The 3934-nt window shown below is 73.4% G+C and carries 3 protein-coding genes and 1 tRNA gene; 1 reads left to right on the top strand and 3 read right to left on the bottom strand.

Annotated features, from left to right (window positions below; translation table 11 throughout):
• Positions 1 to 413 precede the first annotated feature (413 nt).
• From ACFP3V_RS08120 to ACFP3V_RS08110, 3 genes are all read right to left on the bottom strand, one after another.
• A complete protein-coding gene (locus tag ACFP3V_RS08120; protein ID WP_380581341.1) occupies positions 414 to 2582 on the bottom strand; it encodes a DEAD/DEAH box helicase in 2169 nt (722 codons plus the stop codon).
• 220 nt (positions 2583 to 2802) lie between these two features.
• Positions 2803 to 3255 (bottom strand): hypothetical protein, encoded by a 453-nt coding sequence (locus ACFP3V_RS08115; RefSeq protein ID WP_380581339.1) that lies wholly within the window; start codon positions 3253 to 3255, stop codon positions 2803 to 2805.
• An 88-nt stretch (positions 3256 to 3343) separates the two neighbouring features.
• Positions 3344 to 3685 carry a metallopeptidase family protein gene (locus ACFP3V_RS08110; protein WP_380581343.1) on the bottom strand — a complete coding sequence of 114 codons (342 nt, stop codon included), beginning with the start codon at positions 3683 to 3685 and terminating at the stop codon, positions 3344 to 3346.
• Between the two features lie 92 nt (positions 3686 to 3777).
• On the opposite strand from ACFP3V_RS08110, the gene ACFP3V_RS08105 reads away from it, so the two are divergent.
• Positions 3778 to 3850: transfer RNA gene (locus ACFP3V_RS08105), tRNA-Glu, on the top strand.
• Positions 3851 to 3934 lie beyond the last annotated feature (84 nt).

The following is a 3934-nucleotide window of genomic DNA, read 5'->3' as shown; positions in this document are numbered from 1 at the left end:
CGACCACCGTGTCCACCGCCCCCCGGTCACCACGCGAGGGCGCGATGCGCGGGCCGGCGACGGCATTGGCGGTCAGGCTCAGCGAGACGGCCGCGGCGGCGACCGCCGTCAGCGCGGTCCGGATGGCGCGAATCGAATGCACGATTCCCTCCCCTATTTATCGGAAAGTCTTTCGACGCCACCGACCCTACGGTCGCCCGAGGGCGGACTTAATACCCATTTGAGGGCAGCGGAGCGCCCCGATGGGAGTACGGCAGACTGCCGCCTGTGTGCCTCGTCGGCGCTCCGCCCGTTCGGGCGCGCGCCGCGTCTGCCGGCGCACGCTGTGGAGGCGGAACGCCGGAGGGCCGCCCCCGTCCTGCGGGAGCGGCCCTCGCCGTGTCGTGCCGACCGCCGTGCGGTCGACGGGTGGTTCAGTTCTTCCAGCGCGGCTTGCGCTCGCCCGCGCCGCTGCCGCCGAAGCCGCGCGGACCCCGGTCGTCGCGGCGCTGGAAGCCGCCGCGGTCGTCGCGGCGCTGGAAGCCGCCGGAGCCGGCCGGACGGTGGTCGTCGCGGCGGCCGAAGGACGGACGGCGGTCGTCACGGTCCCGGTCCCGGCGGAAGCCGCCGTCGCGGTCGTCCCGACGCTGGAAGCCACCACGGTGGTCGTCGCGGTCCCGACGGAAGCCGCCACGGTCACCGTCGCGGTCGCGGCGGAACCCGCCGTCGCGGTCGTCCCGGCGCTGGAAGCCGCCACGGTCACCGTCACGGTCGTCCCGACGCTGGAAGCCACCGCGGTCGCCGTCACGGTCCCGACGGAAGCCACCACGGTCACCGTCACGGTCCCGACGCTCAAACCGGTCCTCACGGTCGCGACGGAAGCCGCCGCGGTCGCCGTCGCGGTCGTCCCGACGCTGGAAGCCACCGCGATCGCCGTCACGGTCCCGACGGAACCCACCACGGTCACCGTCACGGTCCCGACGCTCGAACCGGTCCTCACGCCGGTCCTCACGGTCCCGGCGCTCGAAGCGCTCGGTCCGCTCCGCCCGCTCGTAACGCTCCTCGCGCGGCGCACGGGTCTCCGCCACCGCCGGGCCGTCGCCGCCCTCGGCGGGCTGAACGGCCGTCAACTCGACCTGGCCGTCGGCCGCTTCAGCGTCCGTGCCCTCGGCCGGCTCCGCGTCCAGGCCCAGCTCGGCACGCTCGCGCGCGGCGCGGGCGGCCAGACGCTCGGCGTCCTCACGCAGGCCCGCCGCGTGGCGGGTGGCCCGCTCCAGCTCCTTCGTCAGCTCGACGACCTCGCGCTCCGCCTGCTTCGCGGCGTTCGCCGCGGACTCGGCCTGAACCTCCGTCAGCGAGCGGGCACCGGTGATCCGGGCGACGTCCGCGTCGAAGGCCGCGCCCACGATGTGGCGGGAGGCCTCGACGCCCGCGTCCTCCAGCAGCCGGAAGGTGCTCCGGCGCTGGTGCGGGAGGATCAGCGTGACGACGGTCCCGGACCGCCCCGCCCGCGCGGTGCGGCCGCTGCGGTGCAGGTAGTCCTTGTGGTCCCCGGCCGGGTCCACGTTGAGCACCAGGTCGATGCCGTCCACGTGGATGCCGCGCGCGGCGACGTCGGTGGCGACCAGGACGTTGACGTAGCCGTCCTTGAAGTCGCCGAGGGTCCGGGTGCGCGCGCCCTGGGTCATGCCGCCGTGCAGCGCGTCCGCCTTGACGCCCGCGTCGCGCAGCTGCTGGGCCACGCGGTCGGCGCCCATCTGGGTGCGGACGAAGACGATGGTGCGGCCCTTGCGCGCGGCGATCGCGTTGGTGATCGGCGCCTTGTCCTTGGGCTTCACGACCAGCACGTGGTGGGTCATCGTGGTGACCGCGCCCGCGGACGGGTCGACCTCGTGCGTGACCGGGTCCTTGAGGTAGCGCTCGACCAGGGTCTCGATCTCGTTCTCCAGCGTGGCGGAGAAGAGCATCCGCTGTCCGCCGGCCGGGACCTTGTCCAGGATCTCGGTGACCTCGGGCAGGAAGCCCATGTCGGCCATCTGGTCGGCCTCGTCGAGGACGACGACCTCGGTCTCGTCCAGCTTGCAGGCGCCGCGGTCGAGCAGGTCGCGCAGGCGGCCGGGGGTGGCCACGAGGATGTCGACACCGCGCTCCAGGGCCCAGATCTGCTTGGGCATCGAGGTGCCGCCGCAGACGACCTTGAGGCTGAGGTCGAGCACGCTGCCGTAGGGCTCCAGCGCGTCGGAGACCTGCATGGCCAGCTCGCGGGTGGGGACCAGGATCAGGCCGCGCGGGTGCTTGGCCCGGGTGCGGCCGCCGTCCAGGCGGGACAGCAGCGGCAGGCCGAAGCTCAGCGTCTTGCCGGAGCCGGTACGCCCACGGCCGAGGACGTCCTTGCCGGCCAGGGCGTCCGGGATGGTGGCGGCCTGGATCGGGAACGGGGTGGTCACGCCGCGCTTGGCGAGCGCACGGACGACCTCGGGGTGCAGGCCCAGGTCGCCGAAGGTGACGGTGGGGGTGTCGGTCTCGGGGGTGGTGTCGGTGGCAGGCGTCTCGTCCGTGCCGTTTTCGGGCATGGCGAAGCTGACGTCGTCAACGAGGGACATGAAAAACCTTCCGGATATCGGCACGCGCCAAGATCCGCAGGTTCACAGAACGACCGCCTCGATGCGGTCAGCCACGGAGTGCCGGTACGCGCCAGGGGCGCCTTGTTTCACGGCGCCGGGCAGATGGAATCAGACAACGATCTACCAAGATAGCCCAGCCCCGCACCCCCCGCCAAACGCCCTGCCCGTGGCGGCCGTCACGTCGCCGCCCGTCCGGGCGTCAGCTCGGACTCGTCGAGGGCGCCGCGCCCGACGGACTGTCGCTCGGCCCGGGGTCCGGCGTCGCCGGCGGCGTGGTCGGCGCGCTGCTCGGCGAGGCGGCCGGGGTGGTCGGCGGCGCGGTGGTGGGCGCGCTGCTGGGCGGCGCCTGCGTGGGCTGCGTGACCGGCGTCGGGATGGCCCGGCCGTCCGTCGACTGCGGCGAGGGCGCCGGGGTCCGGCCGGCGACCGGCACGGCGCCGGAGGCCGAGGCGCTGGGCGTCTCGCCGTGCCGCGCGCCGGTGCGCACGTGCCCGGTGCCGTCCCCCGAGGTGCCGACTGGCACACCGTCACCCGGCGTGGGCGCCACGGCAGTTCCGGCATGCGCACCCGGGCCCACCTCCATGCACCCGCTCAGCGCTGCCGCCAGCCCGGCCACGAGCACGGCTCCCGCCGCCACCGTTCTCACCCGCACGACGCCCGCCCTCTCCTCGGCCCCGGGGCACTCCGCTCCGAAGAGAGCAACGCCCCTCCTCCGCAAAAGGACACGGCCTGGCCGCCGGCTACCCCCAGCCCAGCTCGTGCAGCCGCTCGTCGCTGATGCCGAAGTGGTGCCCGATCTCGTGCGCCACGGTCACCGCCACCTCGTGCACCACCTCCTCCTCCGTCGCGCACAGCCGCAGCGTCGGGTTCCGGTAGATCGTGATCCGGTCCGGCAGCACCCCGCTGTACCAGCTGTCCCGCTCGGTCAGCGGCGTCCCCTCGTACAGGCCCAGCAGCCCCGGGTCCGCGCCCTCGGGCTCGTCCTCGACGAGCACCACGACGTTGTCCATCAGCCGGGTCAGCTCCGGGGGAATCCGGTCCAGCCCCTCGCCGACCAGCTCCTCGAACCGCTCGCGCGTCATCTGCAGCACAAAGCCATTTTGGCGATCCGGCCGCCATCCCATATGCTTCTGAACGTCCCCGACGGCCGCAAGGAAGCCGGGAGGGTCCCTAAGCCCTCATCGTCTAGTGGCCCAGGACGCCGCCCTTTCAAGGCGGTAGCACGGGTTCGAATCCCGTTGGGGGCACGCAGTAAGCAGTAGCGCAGTGCCGGTGCATAAGCCTTATGCACATGGCCCCGTGGAGCAGTTGGTTAGCTCGCCACCCTGTCA

This window comes from Streptacidiphilus monticola (assembly GCF_042658505.1).
Taxonomy (GTDB): Bacteria; Actinomycetota; Actinomycetes; order Streptomycetales; family Streptomycetaceae; genus Streptacidiphilus; species Streptacidiphilus monticola.
This window is presented reverse-complemented; position numbering and strand designations above follow the sequence as displayed.